We start from the raw sequence: 17,538 nt of genomic DNA, 5'->3' as shown, positions 1-17,538 counted from the left end.
GAAAGACCGTCCTTAAGGAAGCACCGTCTGGCCGTAAAGCTTCCTGTTCAAAGATTCGAACAAAGCATCCAACTGGTCTGATTCTAATGACTCGATATCGCTCTTTGGGCAGGAGCCTGCTATAGCCTTCCACAGCTCCTCCTGTCCAGGTGAGGATACGATGCGCACCGCCAAATCCTTGATGTAGCGGCTCTCTCCCAGCACCTCCATCGGAAGCAATAGCCCCAGCTCATTCTCCACCTCATATTTGAACTTCATCGCCATAATAGAATCAAATCCGAATTCCTGCAGCTCCTTGTCCATGCGCAGCTCCTCTGGACGAATTCCCAGCATGGAGCTGATTTTGTTCCCGAAATATCGGCTGACGGCTTCCTCCGGCCCAGCAGATTCCACGGCACTGAACGGTGACACTTCCGCCTTCCCTGTCGTAGAATCCAAGGCTTCCCGGCTCCGGTTAAGCTCCCCTGAGCGGGGTATCCAATACCGCTGCTTCGCAAACATATAGGTCGGGAGGCGCAACCGTGATCTGGTTCCTTCCGGATGGAGCTTGACCCACTCGATAGGAACGCCGTTTACCCATAACCTGGCGATGGTAGACCATTGTTGGCTCTGCATTAGCATATCGACATATCGTTGACTGGTTACATCCTTGCCTATTAATTCGCAAATGCCTTGTCTTACCGCTGGAGGTGCCGTCTCATAGATACCTTCTTCCTTTCCAATCTCCTGTCCGCTTATATAGAGCCGGGCCTTCTCCACAAATTCCTCAGCGGTTTGACTGACAAAAGCAACCCGCTCCTCCATCTCGTCACGGCCTGTCTGCAATGTGTAGGCGGCATGTAGAAGCTCAAACCTGCTTTCTTTCTCGGCAAATGATGCCGTAGCCTGCACGATCTCTCGAAGGCTGTTTTTGGTTTTGGCCGAGAACACCATCACAGCCGGTTCGTCCGCGCTCTTCGGCTCCGGCTGAGCCGGCTGTTCGTACTCCTCGATGATAATGTGGGCATTAACCCCTCCAGCTCCGAACACATTTATGCCAGCCAAGCGGGGAAGCTTGCGATGGCTTGCATCAACCGGCTGCCGCCACTCCTGTCTCTCAAGGACAATGTAGAACGGGCTATCGTCCAGCTGTATAAACGGATTTAATTCATTGCAGTGAAGGCTTGGCGGCAGCTCCTTATGCTTGAGCGCCAAGATTACCTTCAGCAGGCTTGCTATCCCTGATGCCGCCTCCAGATGGCCGACATTGGATTTAACCGAGCCCAGGCCGCATGCGGGTGCAGGCACGGACTGTACTCCCCACTGCTTCCTCAGCTCCGCGAATGCGTTTTTGATCCCCTCCAGCTCCACGGTGTCTCCCAACGTGGTGGCGGTGCCGTGGACCTCTATATAGGAAATCGCAGATGGATCAACACCGCTCCGGGCAACCGCCGCTTTTATTACCTCCGCCTGTCCACTTGGATTAGGCGCTGTAAATGATTTTGAACGACCGCCATGATTGACGGCAGTTCCCCTAATTACAGCATAAATAGGGTCCCCGTCCGCTTCTGCCTGAGCCAGCGGCTTCAACAGCAGCGCTCCGATTCCTTCCCCCGGACAAAGCCGTCTGCCTGCTTGTCAAAGGTACGGCAGCGCCCTGTCTTGCTGAGCATCCCTGCCTTGTCAAAGGCTACCATGCTGCGCGGAGACGAAAGCAAATTTACTCCTCCTGCCAGTGCAAGCCGGCATTCGCCTGCCTGCAGGGACAGTACGGCACGGTGAAGAGCTACCGCCGAGCTGGAGCATGCAGTATCCACTGCCTCGCTAGGACCATGGAAATCGAAAAAATAGGAAGTCCGGTTGGCAATTAAAAATGCGCATTCGATACAATCGAATGCGAATCCGCAGGAAGCTTAGACTCTGCAATTAAGTCGGCGTACTCATTGTTGGTAACACCGACGAATACCCCCGTCTGGCTGCCGGCCAGAGACGGCGGGCTGTAGCCGGCGTCTTCAATGGTCTGCCATACCGTTTCGAGAAACTTGCGCTGCTGCGGATCAAGCAGCAGCGCTTCATTCGGCGACATCCGGAAAAAGAGGGGATCAAATGAGGCCGCATCCTTAAGGAAGCCGCCCCACTTGCATTGAGATTTGTTCGCTTCCTTCATCGGATCGCCGTAGAATGCCTGCCAATCCCAACGTTCCGAAGGGATTTCAGTTATAAGATCATCCCCCTTGACGAGGTGGTCCCAGAACGCCTCCAGATTGTCGGATTGGGGCATCACACCACCGATTCCGATTACCGCAACCGCCCCGCAAGGTTTCGGATCATACGTTTTAACCCTGTCGTTCATTACTAACGACGGCCAGGCCTGCTCGGGCAGGTCGCCACTGTCTCGCTGTGAGTCAAGCGGCCCTTCCCCTAAACCAGTTACACATGCAGCTGTTCGGAAAGGATTCGCCGCTTTGGCGGTGTTAACCGACACAAAGCCGCCGCCTGTCAGCGTTTCTCCAACAGAACTTGCGGCCACCGGTTGAGGTTTTCGGAATACTAGCTCCGGCTCTGCGGCTACGCCCTTGCCCCCAAGGCTTAAACCCTTGGAAGAGCCGGAATAGCATGCCGCCAGCTCCTGCGGATACTTGTCACAGAGCTGCTGCACAATAGAATGTACAGTGATTTCTTTCATTTCAAAAAAAAGAGCCGGCGTAAGCTTAAGCCCCAGCTTCTTATTAAGATTATTCGTTAACTCCGTCAGTGTGATGGAATCAAATCCGTACTTTTCCAGCTCCGTATGCAGCGTAATTTCCTGCTCGCTGAGACTGCAAATGGCCACAATTGACTGAATAAGGTCTGTGGTTACCTTTACCGAAAGATTTATTTGGGCATCCAACGTGTAACCCCTCTCTTTCTCCAAGTATTGCACTACGCACCGCCTCATGATCCGATAAGCACGGCCTGCATTCTTTCCTGGTTGCCGTAAAGCACCATCAGTTGCTCCTCGTCAGCCGCCAAGCATTCCTCGAACAAGCGGATTCCCTGTTCATGTCTAAGGGGCAACAAACCTAGCGTATGTTGCATGAAACGCCTGGTTGCCTCATCGACCTGTATGCCACCGTCCTCCCACAATGGCCAATTAATGGAGACGGTTTTACCGTAACGTTTGTGCTCCTTACGCATCGCTTCCCGTCTACGGGCAAAATTGTCCAGGAAGCTATTGGCATAGGCATAGTCACATTGTCCAATGTTGCCGATCTCGCCCGATATGGAGGAGAACAGGACGAACAGATCCAGCGGCTCATCCTGCAACGCCTCATCCATAAACACCGCACCAGAAATTTTGGGCTCCAGAACATCCATGATGTCCTCGCGCTGCTTGCGAATGGCGATCGAGTCACGGATAATCCCGGCGCAGTGCAGAATTCCGTTAATCCTGCCGAACTGCGCCTTGGCCTGTCTCAGTACGAAATCCACATCCGATTTATCGGATATATCCCCGCTCACATAGACCGCCTGGCCTCCCGCCCGCTCCAATTCAGCAAGCTTGGCCGCAATCGTCCCGTTCATGGCCGTTCTGCCGTTCAACACTAGCCTAGCACGGTAATTTCTTGCCAGATGCAGGGCGATCTGAAACCCTATACCGCCCGCTCCACCCGTAATCATATAAACGCCGTTTTTTCTCAGGGGAGTGTTTTTTCCGTTTGACGGATCGTAAATCTCAAGCTTCTTCACCTGCCGCACATTGCCGATATAGCGTACCTCCCGCTCGGATCCGCCGTCGGTAAGTTCCTTCAGCAGGATATCAGGAAGAAGCTCCGGGGCATTCGGATCCACACCAACGGAACGTCCGAGCCAATGTCTGTTCTCCAAGTACAAGCTTTTGTAAAAGCCGCCGACGGCCGCACCAGCAGGATCATCCCTGAAATACAGATGAACGATTCGGACCTCACGGTCCGAATCGTTAGCGACAGCAGCCCTGCTCACATAGAAGAGCGATAACAGGCCTCTATCAAGCTGTTCGCTCAGGTAAATGCTCTTGTCCCGTGCTTCAAGCGTCCACAGGTGCACGATGTGGGAGTAGCCCGGAGCCACGCCCTCCAGTTCTTGAAATAATAGGTGGTATTCCTCCTCGTGTAACGGGTTAATCTGATACATGTCCTTTCCCATGCGCATATAACGATCCCCCGGCTTCACAAGAATGACCCGTTGGCCTGTTGCTGCGGACAATGCCCCGCATACGCTGCTGTCATTATGGAATAGCACGATCGGACCATCAACGGGACAGTGCTCCTGCTCCCTGCGCTTCTCCTCCCAAGTTGGACGGTACAGGACGGATTGGCCCTGTCCCTGCCGGATAAGTGGCCGAACGCTATAGTCCTTGATCTTGATTCGCACGTACCCCTCTTGGTCGATCAGACTTACATCTAGCCTTAGAACCTCTTCTTCACATGCAGATGACGAGAAAGATGCATACGCCAGACAGTTCTCCGGCAGTTCACCGTAGATTTCAAGACTGCCTATCGCAAAAGGAATATACGGACTTTCTTTTAGTGCATGTCGGTTGGCCAGAAAGCCTGCGGTCTGCAGCGCCCCATCCATCAGAACGGGATGCAGCAGGAAGGAATGAAAGTCCTTCTGCAGGTTGTTAGGCAAATGAATGCTTGCGAGCGCCTCATCTCCGTAAAAAGAGATTCGACTTAGCGGCTTGAAGGTGGACCCATAGGCAAATCCCGCACTCTCGAACAACCGGTAAAAATCGCCCTGCTCCATTTCCGTGCGGCACCGCCGGGCTATTTCCTGCAGATCCAAACGTTCGGCCGGAGCATCCGGCAGTGACCCGTAGCGGATCTCGCCCTGAGAGCTGACCGTTCCGTCTTCCAGGCTAATCCTGAAGTCAAATCCCGATGCTGACTGATGAATGGAGGTCCATGCTTCAACAGGCTCACCGGCCAATTGCAGAGGCTGGATCAGCGTCACGTTGGCCAATCCGGTTACATGCTGGTACGGATGCGCCAATTCTCCGGCCATGCGGGCCATCTCAAGATGGACCACCCCAGGAAGAATCATGCGGCCGTCAACGATATGATCCTGTAGGTAGAATGCATCCGCCCGCAGCAGCTTCTTATAACATTGGCGGATTAAATTCGATTCATTGCTGTCGATCAGTGCCGTCAGAGACGGCTGCGGGACAACGGCCGGCAGGCGTCTCGGCACCTCAGGCGTCTCCGCCAGAGGTTCTACCCAATAGCGTTGGCGGGAGAATGGATAGGCGGGCAGATGTACTCTTCCGGGCAAGCCGGACGGATACAGCAGATGCCAATCACTGAAATCAGCTCCTTGGGCCCATAGGGCAGCAAGCCGCTCCAGCTCTTCGGGAAGCTTCAGTTGAGAACATTCTGCCTCCATGCCGTCTTCGGACCCGTTAGCCGCCCTGCCTTGATATGAGCTTATACCGGTATACCCGGCCGCTGACCCGTTAAGGTAAACATCGAGCTTGGCCAGCAGATCTTCCATATCTTCGGCGATAAAGGCGATTCTTGCTTCCATCGCTTCTCTTCCCGTTTGCAGAGTGTAGGCCACATCCCGTAAGGATAAGCGGCCGGATGTCCGTTGGTTCTCCAGTCCTGCAGCGGTGCCGGAGAACCGGACTGCAGCCGTGATCTGTATCAGGCTGTGCTCAAGCACAATCTCCTGCTGCAATCCCTGCGGTCCATACTGGACCTCAAGCTTCCGGAGGAAATCCTCCATAGCAATAGGGTCTAATCCGCATTCGGCCAGAGTCATGTCTTCCTCCAGATCTTCAGATGAGACGTTCAGGCAATCCGCCAGCAGTATCTTTACCTCATCCACCAGGTGGCCGTGGCCGCTCTCCCGTTCAATTGCCGCCGATTCCGCCGATTCCATACAGCCGATAAGAAATGCACGGAGGGAATCGGCGTAAGCCAGTAGACGATCTTCATTCTGGGCGGACAATACGATCAGATGATTAGCGTCCTCTTCCGGTATCGGTACCGGTGCTCCAATCTCAGGCACAAATTCTTCAAGAACAATATGAGCATTCACACCGCTGAAGCCGAAAGCGCTTATGCCTGCCCGGTAAGGGAGCTCCCGTCCGTTCTCATCCTTCAAGCGGGCCCATGGCTGTGTCGTCTCCACCAGGTACAAGGGGCTGTCATCCAGTTGAATATAGGGATTACTTACACTGTAATTGGCCAATCCCGGCAACATGTGATGCTTCATGGCCAGCAGAATTTTGATGATACCGGCAATGCCGGATGCCGTCTCCAAATGCCCGATGTTCGGCTTCAGCGCACCGACGGCGCAATGTTTGACTGCTGCCTCGGCATCGCGGTTCCAGCCTTTATACAGTTGCTTGAAGGCTCTCTTCAAGCCGTTTATCTCCACAGGATCTCCAAGCTTTGTGCCGGTGCCGTGGGCCTCCACATAGCCGATGGTTGTAGGGTCCAGGTTCGCCTTGCGGTGCGCCATTACGACTACATCGGCCTGGGCGTTCGGGTTGGGAGCCGTAAGCGAGCTCGAGCGTCCGCCATGATTGATTGCCGAACCGCGGATAAGCCCATAGACCCGGTCACCATCGCGGATAGCCTGACTAAGTGGCTTCAGCAGGATGATACCCGCGCCTTCTCCACGGACCGTTCCTTCTGCAGCTTGGTCGAAGGTTCTGCATGTTCCGTCCTGGCTGAGGATGCCTACGTTGTCAAAAGAGATGTATAGTGAAGGGCTGGCTATGACGTTCACTCCTCCGGCAATCGCCAGATCGCAGTCGCCGCTGCGCAGACTTTCCACCGCCCGATGAACGGCAACCAAAGAGCTTGAGCATGCCGTGTCAATCGGTTCGCTCGGCCCGTGCAAATTTAGCAGGTACGAGATGCGCCCGGTCAATACATTATGGGCATTGCCGGTTAAAGCCTGAGCCCGGCTCTCAACCTTTCCCTCCGCCAGAACATCACTGTAATCATGTCCGGCTATCCCGATGAAGACGCCTGTCCGGCTTCCGGACAATTCGCGGGGATTGTAGCCCGCATCCTCAATTGCACTCCAGACCAGCTCCAGGCTGAGACGCTGCTGGGGATCCATTAGACTGGCTTCCCTGGGCGACATCCCGAAGAATCCCGGGTCAAACTTGTCCACATCCTTCATAAAGCCGCCCCAGATGACTTTGGTCTTATCCCTGTCCTCCGGCGACTCCCTAAAATGATCCCGCCAATCCCAACGGTCCGGCGGAATCTCCGTCACCATACAATCCATGTGGACTAGCTTGTTCCAGAAATCAGCCAAACTGTCTGATTGCGGCATGTAGCCGCTGATGCCGATAATCGCAACCGGTTGGTCCACCGGGGTAGAAGAGCCGGTATCGGTTACATCAGGGCTGGTATCCTCTGTCACTCTAGCCTCTCCGGCTTCTTCAGCCTCCGTACGTTCTGCTCCAGCGGGATGAAGCTGTATCGGCTGCTGCCCGGTAGGCAGCATAGCGGCAAGCTTGTCTCCATGCTCCCGGGTCATATAAACTGCCAATTCCTCTATATTTGGATATTCAAAGAACAGGGTCGGGTAAACCGGGATGTTTAGCTTGCTTTGAAACTCCTGGGCCAGTGAGATTAAATCTCCCGATTCGATGCCCATGGACATAAAATGCTGGCTGGTATCCGTTTCCGAAGGGTCCTCCTGAAGCAAGCCGGCGATTTTTTCGGTCAAGTACATGTGCACGCCCGCCAAAAGCTCCTCTGGGGTCGACGTATTCTGATTCATTGTACCGCTTAGATTCCTCCCGTTTGCCAGGCCTTCCGGCAGATTCTTGTCCGGTCTTATTTTTTTGCAAACAAATCCCTTCATCGTCACAAGAACCTTTCCGCCGGCATCTGCCCATTCAATATCACCTTCCCACAGCTCTGCATTCGTTCTCACTTCCTGCACCCGGCAATAGCACTCATCCGGCAAGGGACCGAATATATAAATCTGCTTGATCATCAGCGGAATCAGCGTGTCCTTCTCCCCGGAGACAGCAAAGCGAGGCGGCATAGAACCGCACCATCCAGCAATGCCGGATGAACCGCAAATTCCCGCTGATCCGTTCTCATCTCATCCGTGAGCGCCAGATGTCCCCAAACCGTTCGGGCAGCGTGGGAGACGATGACTTTCTGGACGGTAAGGAGCGATGGACCGTATACCCCTGGCTTGGCTTCATATAACAGAGAACCCGGTATCACCTCATGCTCCGGGAAGGATGGGACCGAAATGCTCCGACTTTCGCTAAAAGCAGCAGGGAGCACTTCTCCCCGCGACGCCAACCGTAGCTGACCCGATCCAGCATATTGAAACAAGCTTTCCGTATACAGCTTGCCGTCCTCTTCAACCGTACAGGCCGTTAATTCTACCTGTTCTCCTTCTGCCACTTCAACCGGCTCCTGAAAAAGCATGCTCCTGATATGCAGCAATGGAGCATCCGGTGCGGAGCGCCGGAATGCTTCATAGGCCAGACTGCAGTAAGTAACCCCCAATAAGGTGCGTCTGTCCATGGACAAATGATCCCTTACATAGGGCTCATTATAATGATATGTTGCTGTATAAGCTGCACGTTCTGGAACTTCACCCTCCCTTCTCCCATCCGTAAGCCAGTATGACTTGCGGTCAAAGCAATACGTCGGGAGCGGTAAGCGGTCCGGCTTCCGGCTATCTAGATACAACGCTTCCCAGATTACCTTTCCACCTTCCACCCAATGCGAGGCAATCGTTTCCAGGCTTCCATCAGTCAGCGCTTTCTTTCCAGAGCGTTGACCGGCACTGCCTCTAAACAGGCCTTGCACCGGTTCCCCCCTGCCAATCAAAGTGAGCTTCGCGGTCAGCTCCGTTAGATCAGCCGCAACAAAGGCAAGCCGTTCTTTCATCTCCGCGCGGCCCGTTTGCAGCGTGTAAGCGATCTGCTCCAGGGACAAGGTTTCTTCCGCTTCCGGTGTCAGCCGTTTCGCAATATACCGCTGGAGTGCTTCCGCATACGCCAGTAGACTACTCTCCTGATGGGCCGACAGCACAACAAGCACCGGCCTGGTGCTATACGCTTCCACTGCTTCCTTCCTGTATTCCTCCACAATGACATGCGCATTGGAGCCGCCCGCCCCGAAGGAGCTGATTCCCGCTCTAAGCGGATGAGTCTTCTGCTCCCCGTTCACCAGAACCGCTGGGCGGTTCCATTCCGTCAATTCCCGCTGCAGATAGAACGGTGAATCCTCGAATGCAATATACGGGTTTAACCTGTCGGCGTGGATGCTCGGTGCAAGCTTGCCGTATCTCATCTGCAGCAAAACCTTGGTCAGAGCGGATATTCCCGATGACGCCTCCAGATGGCCGATATTGGATTTGACCGATCCGATAGAACAATAGCTTTTCTTGGAGGTGAATCTGGAATACGCGATGCTCAGCGCCCGTACTTCGAGCGGATCTCCCAATGCCGTTCCGGTCGCATGGGCGTCCACATAACTGATGCTCTCCGGATCTACACCTGACCGCCGTATTGCTTGCTCCACCACCTCTGTCTGAGCGCTGAGACTCGGCGTGTTGAAGCTGCTCGATTGCCCGCCGCTGTTGACGGCCGTGCCTTTAATCACGCCATAGATATAGTCGTTGTCACGGACTGCCTGACTCAGAGGCTTCAGCAGAACGGCTCCGATTCCTTCGCCCTCAACAAAACCGTCGGCCCCTTCTCCGAAGGACCGGTTCTGATCCGATCCGGCCAGATTGTTCAAGTTGGCCAGACGTACATGCTGTCTCGGGTGAAGAATGAGATTGATGCCGCCGGCTACCGCCACATTGCAGTCCCCGTTCGCAAGACTTCCGCAGGCATAATGTATGGCTGACAGCGAAGATGAGCAAGCCGTATCGACCGCAATGCTGGGACCCGTAAAATTGAAGAAATGAGATGTCCGGTTGGCGATAATCCAATAAGCGGATTGGGCGTTGGTCGCCGCACCTTTCTCCCATGCACTGGCGGCAAGCTGCCCGTAAGCGCCGTACATGGCACCGACGAATACCCCGACCTTATCCCCCTTGTCCGCCAGCTTCTGCCCGGGATAGCCCGCATCCTCCAGGAGCGACCAGGTCGTTTCCAAGAACAGTCTTTCCTGAGGGTCCATCTCCCTGGCATGATCGCCTGGAATATGGAACAGTTCAGCATCGAACTTGTCCACATCCCGGATAAATCCGCCCCACTTGCTGCTTCCTTTTCCTTGCTCGCGGTTGTCGGGATCGTAATAACGCTCCCATTTCCAACGTTCCGCCGGCACCTCTGTAACACAGTTGCGTCCCTGCTTCAGATTATCCCAGAATTCATCCAGCGTTTCGGCTAAGGGATAACGGCCAGATAAACCGATGATGGCAATGTCCGTAGTGCCGGACACCATTTCGGTATGCTTCTTCGTAACGTCTGCAGGACTTGTTTCCTCCATACCGGAAGGTTGTTCCTTCTTCTGTGCAAACAACGAACCGACCCGGGCTGGGGCATCTGAATGTGCCTTCACTCCGAACATTTCCGTCAGTCTTGCCGAGTGCTCCCTTACAAAGTAGGATGCCAGAGCTTCAACCGTAGCGTGCTCAAAGAACAGCGTGGACGGAAGCTTGCTGAAATCCTTCCCCAGCTCCTTGTTCAGCTCGATGATGATGAGGGAATCGACGCCAAGCTTTTCAAATAACGTCTGCTCCCCGATTTTGTCCTGTTCCATCTTCAGTTTGCGGGACAGCAGTTGTTTGATATATTGGCAGACGGTCCGATGCAGTCCCTCTTCCGTCATCCCGGCACCCGCACTCGCCGCTACTGCCGCTGTCGGGTTTGAGAGTATGATTTCTTGTACCGGAGCAGGCTTCGGCTGTTCCTTCCCGACCGGCGCTCTCTCCCTCAGCTCTTGTGCCGCACTCTCTGCTGCAGGGTTCCCCGCCCCTTCAGAGATGACTACGCCGTTTCCTTCGGCCAATAGGACAGATTGATCGTTAACCCCGTCCTCATCTGCTAGCCCGTAGATGCTGACATGGGCATAACCGTTGCGGTTCAGGTACTCTTCCCAGGCTCCGGTGCTTAAAAGCGGGGAGCCCTTGATCCGCCCCGAATCGGTGAAATTCCACCATCCTCCCGTCAGACCGAAGGTCAAGGTGGAGAAAATCTGGAATTTGGTGATCTCGTTGATTACAACAAGTCCTTTGTTTTTAAGCAGCTCCTTCATATTCCGCAGAGTCTTCTCCACCGATCCGGTCGCATGCAGCACATTCGTTGCCAGAATTAAATCGAAGCTGTCCGCCGCAAATCCCTGCCCGCCAGGCTCCCGCTCAATGTCGAGGACTTGAAAACGAACAAAACCGTACCGGCCCCCATAAGTCTCATCACCATAGGCCGTGAAGCTTGCCGATATATCCGAATACACATATTCGACCAGTCCGCGCGGCACGCCCATGCGTTCCAGCCGGTCAAGGACAATAGCGCTTGTGCCGCCTGTACCCGCTCCAATCTCCAGGATTCGGACCGGCGAGCCGTCTCCGGCAGCCCTTCGCTTATGGATATAGCTACAGACTGCATCGGCAACCAATCCGTTGTAATAATCAATGATGTGGTTGCCCCGGTAAATGTTCTGGACCAGCTCCTTGGAGCCGCCCGGGAACATAATCTCTACATAATCTTTCCGGCCACTGAGTACTTCCGAATAATGAGCCACACATTGCCAGGTCAAATGGAAGTACGGTGCCAGAGACGGATAAGAACGCTCAAGCGATGTCTTGAGCGATTCCAAGTGGTCATCGGTAATCTGGAATTGCTCTTCGTCAGCCATAGAGGTGACGACCAGTTCATCCCTGTTCCGGGCAATGAAACCGCCCCGTTCAATGATATCCAGTAATGCACTGAACAGTTGCTCATACTTTTGCACAATGCCGAGTGTCTTCAGCAGCTCCTGTTGGCTGTAACGTTCACCCGCTGCCACAAACAGACCGTTCTCCCTGAAATACAGCAAAAGGGCCAGCAGGCCGAATCTTTCAAGCTCCTTAAATCCGCTTTTCAGGAAGTCTATCTGCTCCATCCCGTTCTTACGCAACCCGGAATCCAAGCTGATGTCCTTAATAACGGATGGCAGCCTGACCGGATAAACGGTTGCGCGGATGTTATGGTGGAAGAACTCCAGACTCTGGATCAACTCCGCTTGGGCTTTGAACATCAGCACCTGCGGGACCGGCAGAGCCAACGCTCGGCTAATCACCTGCATACCTTCCGCCGTATCGATGGGAAGCAGACCGGCTTCCGTAAGTAATCTGAGGTATCCATCTGATGCCACAGCTCCGACATTGCCCCAGAAGCTCCAGTTAATGACCTTGACCGGATAACCGGTCTGGGTTCCAAGCCAAGCCGAGAATGCGTCCTGAAAAGAACAAGCCGCACTGTAATTGCTCTGGCCTTGATTGCCCAGAATGGAATTCGTTGAAGAAAAGAAGACCATAAAATCCAACGGCACGTCCTTAAAAGCTTCGCCTAGTGTAACAGATCCTACCAGCTTGGGAGCAAGAACATTCTTCAGATTATCCTCGATCATGTTCTCAATTCTCATATCTTGAAGCACCATTGCCGAATGGAATACCCCATTGATGGATCCGTATAAAGTATGGGTCTGTTCGATTGCTGCTCTGAGAGCTGCCGGATCGGTAAGATCAGCCTGAATATAGGTAGCCTCTCCTCCCGCCTGGCGGATGCCGGCAAGCTTCCGTTCCATTTCTTCCGTCAGTTGGCTGCGTCCTGTCAGAATCAGACGGGCCTGGACAGTCCTGCCCAGATGTAGAGCCAGCTCCCAACCGATCCCGCCTGCACCGGCAATCCAGTATACCCCTCTGTTCCGGAAGGCGACGCCTTCATCGGACGGGAGATTAAGACCGATAACCCTACGGGTATACAGCTTGCCGTGGCGAACGGCAAGCTCACCGGCTGCTCCCGCCGATGCTGCTTCAAGAGCAGCATCGGCCGCCCGGCTGTTTGTTTCCATATCCAGGCTGCCCGTCTGCGGAAGATCCGCCAGCAGTAGAGACAGGTCGGGATATTCCAGCGATGCGCTTTTTATGAATCCGCTTATGGCAGCATGTACCGGATTCGTTGACTCGCCGGGCAGAACCTGGAAGATGCCGTTTGTTACAACAATGAGCCGGATTCCCTCGGTGCTGCCAATGGCCTTAACCAGATGGAACAGCGCTAGAATACCGCAGCTTTGACTTGCTTCCCACCCGGATATATCGCTGATGGAGGCAGGACTGTCTTGAAGTCCACCAAGGAAGTAGATTTCGGCAATGCCGTTCTCCTCCACCGTTCTCCGGTAAGCCGCCTCATCGTTATAGGCAACGGTCCAACTGCCGCCTGCCTCCATGGACGTTTCTTGAGCTATTCGGATTTCCAGACAATCCGTAATCTTGTTCCGCAAGGCATGGATGAAGTCACTTATGCCCGGAACCTCTTGCTCTCCGGAGATCATAAGCACACGCCCGTTCTTCGTTGGCGTGCCGGGCCGGTGTCCACTATGACCGCCCATAACCCACTGCGGAACATAGAGACTCCGGTTCTCCGCTTTTTTGACCTCGCGGGAAGCTAGCCTGTGGAAGGTTACGCATATTTTACCCTGCATGTCGATGAGCGCCAGATTATGCACATCTTTGCCCGCTTGGATAGCATAGACGTAGTACTCCCGAGAACGTAAGGGCTCCATAATATGAATCTCTTCTGCGGAGAATGGCAGCTTGGCTACCCCCTGCTCCGTATTTTGATTAAACAGGCAGCCCATTGATTGGAGCACACAATCCAGCAATACAGGATGAACTGTATAGTTGTTCAGCTCTTCGGAAGCTTCCTTCGGCAGTTGAATCAGACCCAGCACTTCCTTCTCACTATGCCATACCTCTGCCATAGCCTGGAAGAAAGGGCCGTAGACGATGCCGCTTCCTGCTGCAATCCGTGAATAAAATGCCTGCTTTTCCATATGTTGCGGACAACGTGCCATGATCTCGCTAACATTCACATATTCAGCCGCATCCTGGTGAGCAGCCCCGCTGGCTATGGACACACTCCCATTGGCGTGCAGCCTGGTCCCGCTGGAATTAGAACTGGCGCTCTCCACCTGGAACCGAAAGGAATTCCCAGCATCCTGCACCGAAATATGCACTTCGGCCGGTACATCTTCCTCCACGGTCAGCGGCTGTAGCCATACGATGTCTGATATTCGCCATGAATGCGCGCCTCCGAGCATTTCCGCCGCTTCAACAACCATTTCCACATATCCCGTTCCCGGAAACACATATTTCCCGTTAACCTTATGGTCACGAACAACCGGGTGGGAAGAGCTCCAGACCTTGCGGAATACAAGCCCTTCCCGCACACTTTTTGCGGGCAAGATATTGTCCAGCATAGCCGTTAAGGCTGCTTCGCTGTCGGAGGATATTCCATATTGCGGCTTTCGGTTCCGTACCGGCACCCAATGGGATTCTCTGGCGAAAGAATACGTCGGCAACGAGATTCTGCCCGGTCCGACGCCGGTATACAACCGTCTCCAATCCGGCTCGAAGCCCTTCAGCCAGAGCCGGGCTATCTTATCCCAGTTGCCTTGTGCGGCAAGCCGGTCTATAATCTCGGCCAGATCCCCATCGTCCAGAACCGCTTCCAGACCTTGGCTGTAAGCCGATGCATACATATGGGCACCCAGGTCTTCTCCCTTCAAATACAAGCCGAGCTTGTCCCGTAATTCAGCGGTATCCGATACAATAACCGCAAGCCGCTCCTGCAGCGGTTCCCGGCCCGTCTGCAATGTATAGGCGATCTTCTCAAGCGGAATCGCCATACCGCTTGTCCGCATCTCGTCCAGATACCGAACCAGATTATCCGCCTGCCGTTTCAATTCATCTGTTCCCTTGGCGGACAGCACGATGATAACCGGCGACCCTTCCGGTGCCGCCTGCGCTTCTGGAGGTCCGCTTACATATTCCTCCAGCAGCACATGGGCGTTGGTTCCACCGAATCCGAAGGAGCTGACGCCGCCCCGGAGCGGAACGTCATTGCCCGCCCCATCCTTAAGTCGCTCCCACTGCCTAGTTCGACCCACAAGATACAGCGGACCTCCGTCCAGCGAGATGTAGGGGTTCACCTCCCGATGATGAAGATTGCCCGGAAGCTGCTTGTGATACAAAGCCAGCACTACCTTAATCAGCCCAGCCACTCCGGCCAACGCTTCCAGATGTCCGATGTTTGTTTTGACCGAGCCTATGCCGCAATGGGGCACCTCCGCGGCAGGCCGACCCCATTCCCGGTAAAGCTGGTGCAACGCCGCCGTCATTCCGTTGACCTCGATAGGATCGCCTAGTGCGGTTCCCGTTCCGTGAGCTTCCAGATAACCGAGGGTAGCCGGATCAAAGCCTGCATCGTGGAAGGCCGATACAATCAATTCCTGCTGGGCTGTGCTGTTGGGTGCAGTCAGCGAGTTGGTTCTGCCGCCATGATTGACCGCCGTTCCCTTGATGACCGCGTAGATGTGGTCGCCGTCCGCCAACGCCTGCGACATCCGCTTTAGGAAGACAACCGCACAGCCTTCCCCACGGACATAACCGTTAGCCGAAGAATCGAAAGCCTTGCACCTTCCATCCTTGCTTAACATGTTGATCTTGCTAAGCGCTATGTGGGCGAACGGGCTCAAGATCAGGTTGACACCGCCTGCCAGCGCCATATCGCAGGCACCGCTGCGTATCGCTTCCACTGCCCGATTAACGCTCACCAACGAGCTGGAACATGCCGTATCGGTCAGTTCGCTTGGACCTTTCAAGTTATAGAAATAAGAGATGCGGTTCGGGATGACTGCCGTAACAATGCCTGATAAGGTATGAGGATCAATCTCCGTCTCCCTCATAAGGATTTCGGCATAATCGGAGCTGGTCGCACCGATAAAAACACCTGTTTGGGAGCCGGAGAGCATGGAAGGTCTGTATCCGGCATCCTCGAAAGCCGCCCAGACAGTCTCCAGCATGATCCGCTGCTGCGGGTCCATCAGTTGCGCCTCCCGTGGAGAAATTCCGAAGAAGGCAGCATCGAATTTATCGACATCCGGAATAAATCCGCCCCATTTGGAAACGGACTTGTTCGGGTCTTCATTGGTTTCATCGTAATATTGCTTCCAGTCCCAGCGGTCCGCCGGAATCTCCGTAATCAAATCCCGTTCGGCGACAATCTGCTGCCAGAACTGATTCAGAGTTGCTGAACCTGGCAGCTTACCGCTCATGCCGACTATTGCAATATCTCCGGCATTAGCCGCTCGGCTGCCTTCGTCTCCACCACCAGCCCGCTCATCCGCCGCTCTCTTGGCAGAGGTATCCGGAGCTTTGGTACGCCGTATTTCTTCAGGAAGCGGCCGGCCGTGATGAGAAGCCATCTTACCGGGGTATGCCGTCGTTAAATAACCGGCAAAGTCCCGGATCGTAGAATAGTTGTAAAAGAGAGTCGGATTGGTCTTCACACCGTAATGCTTGTTGATAAGCGCAGCCAGACCAGTAAAGGAGATGGAGTCGAACCCCATCTGGCCCAGGTTCGTCAGCGCGCTTGCTCCATCGGGCAGCGCTTTTATTTCTCCAGCAAGACGGAACAGCTCATTCTCGGCCAAAGGCTGCAGATCCGGGGCCGAACCGCCGGAGGTATGTAACTGTTGTGTCTCCTGCCCGCTCTTCTTGTCAGCCGGAACGGAACCGGGCAGACCGAACAAATGCACAATATGCTCAAGCCCGGCAGACGCCAGTTGCTTCCGATCCACCTTGCGGTTTAACGTCAGGGGATAACCGGATACATATATGATCCGGGAAGGAACCATATACTCCGGCAAAACGAGCCGAACTTGCCTTTGCAGATCCAGCACTTCCGGCAGCCTGTCCATATGCAGCGGAACAAGGAACGCCGTCAGCTGCTTGTCATTCCCTTCTTCCCGCGCCACCACAACCGCTTCAGCAATTCCTCCGGTCTTATGTAGCACATTCTCGATTTCGCCCAGCTCTATGCGGAACCCCCGGATTTTGACCTGAAAATCCGCTCGCCCAAGATAATCCAAGTTGCCATCCTGCAGATAACGGGCCAAATCCCCGGTCTTGTACATCCTTGAGGCTTGACCCGGATGAAAAGGGTCGGGTAAAAAACTGCGCTTCGTTTCCTCATCCCTGTTAAAATAGCCGATAGCGACCCCGTCCCCGCCAATATACAGCTCTCCGGTGACACCGGCAGGCACGGGCTGGAGCGATGCATCCAGCACATAGAATTGCGTATTCGCAATAGGCCGGCCAATGCTCATACGGTCCGTGCTCTCCACTTTACTGACGGAAGACCATATAGTGGTCTCCGTTGGTCCATACAGGTTCCAGAGCCCGTTGCCCAAGAGCAGCAGCTTATCCGCCAATTCCCGGGACAAGGCTTCGCCGCCGCACAGCATTTTGATCTGTAGGGGGAATCCCAGCCCGCCGCAAGCAGCATGTTCCATGTTGCGGGGGTCGCCTGCATCATGGTGATTCTGC

Annotated in this window: 5 protein-coding genes; all 5 read right to left on the bottom strand. The window is 54.4% G+C overall.

Going from position 1 to position 17,538, the window contains the following annotated elements; translation table 11 throughout:
- Positions 1 to 12 precede the first annotated feature (12 nt).
- The 5 genes from JI735_RS34025 to JI735_RS34005 are packed head-to-tail and all read right to left on the bottom strand — an operon-like array spanning position 13 to position 17,504.
- A complete protein-coding gene (locus JI735_RS34025) occupies positions 13 to 1,569 on the bottom strand; it encodes an acyl carrier protein (protein ID WP_202677780.1) in 1,557 nt (518 codons plus the stop codon).
- A complete protein-coding gene (locus JI735_RS37140) occupies positions 1,566 to 1,796 on the bottom strand; it encodes a beta-ketoacyl synthase N-terminal-like domain-containing protein (protein ID WP_267919333.1) in 231 nt (76 codons plus the stop codon). The genes JI735_RS34025 and JI735_RS37140 overlap by 4 nt, the downstream gene beginning before the upstream one ends.
- Before the next feature lie 50 nt (positions 1,797 to 1,846).
- Entirely contained in the window at positions 1,847 to 2,869 is a 1,023-nt protein-coding gene (locus tag JI735_RS34015) for an acyl carrier protein (RefSeq protein ID WP_202677779.1), read from the bottom strand.
- A gap of 44 nt (positions 2,870 to 2,913) precedes the next feature.
- Complete coding sequence (locus JI735_RS34010; RefSeq protein WP_202677778.1) at positions 2,914 to 8,016, bottom strand: SDR family NAD(P)-dependent oxidoreductase; 5,103 nt, start codon at positions 8,014 to 8,016, stop codon at positions 2,914 to 2,916.
- Entirely contained in the window at positions 7,974 to 17,504 is a 9,531-nt protein-coding gene (locus JI735_RS34005) for an SDR family NAD(P)-dependent oxidoreductase (protein WP_202677777.1), read from the bottom strand. The genes JI735_RS34010 and JI735_RS34005 overlap by 43 nt, the downstream gene beginning before the upstream one ends.
- Positions 17,505 to 17,538: the final 34 nt, after the last annotated feature.

The organism is Paenibacillus sonchi, from assembly GCF_016772475.1.
GTDB lineage: Bacteria > Bacillota > Bacilli > Paenibacillales > Paenibacillaceae > Paenibacillus_AQ > Paenibacillus_AQ sonchi.
This window is presented reverse-complemented; position numbering and strand designations above follow the sequence as displayed.

Coding starts and splice junctions, on each gene's coding strand:
- JI735_RS34010 (WP_202677778.1), bottom strand. CDS start 8,016: ATGCCGCCTCGCTTTGCTGTCTCCGGGGAGAAGGACACGCTGATTCCG.
- JI735_RS34005 (WP_202677777.1), bottom strand. CDS start 17,504: ATGGAACATGCTGCTTGCGGCGGGCTGGGATTCCCCCTACAGATCAAA.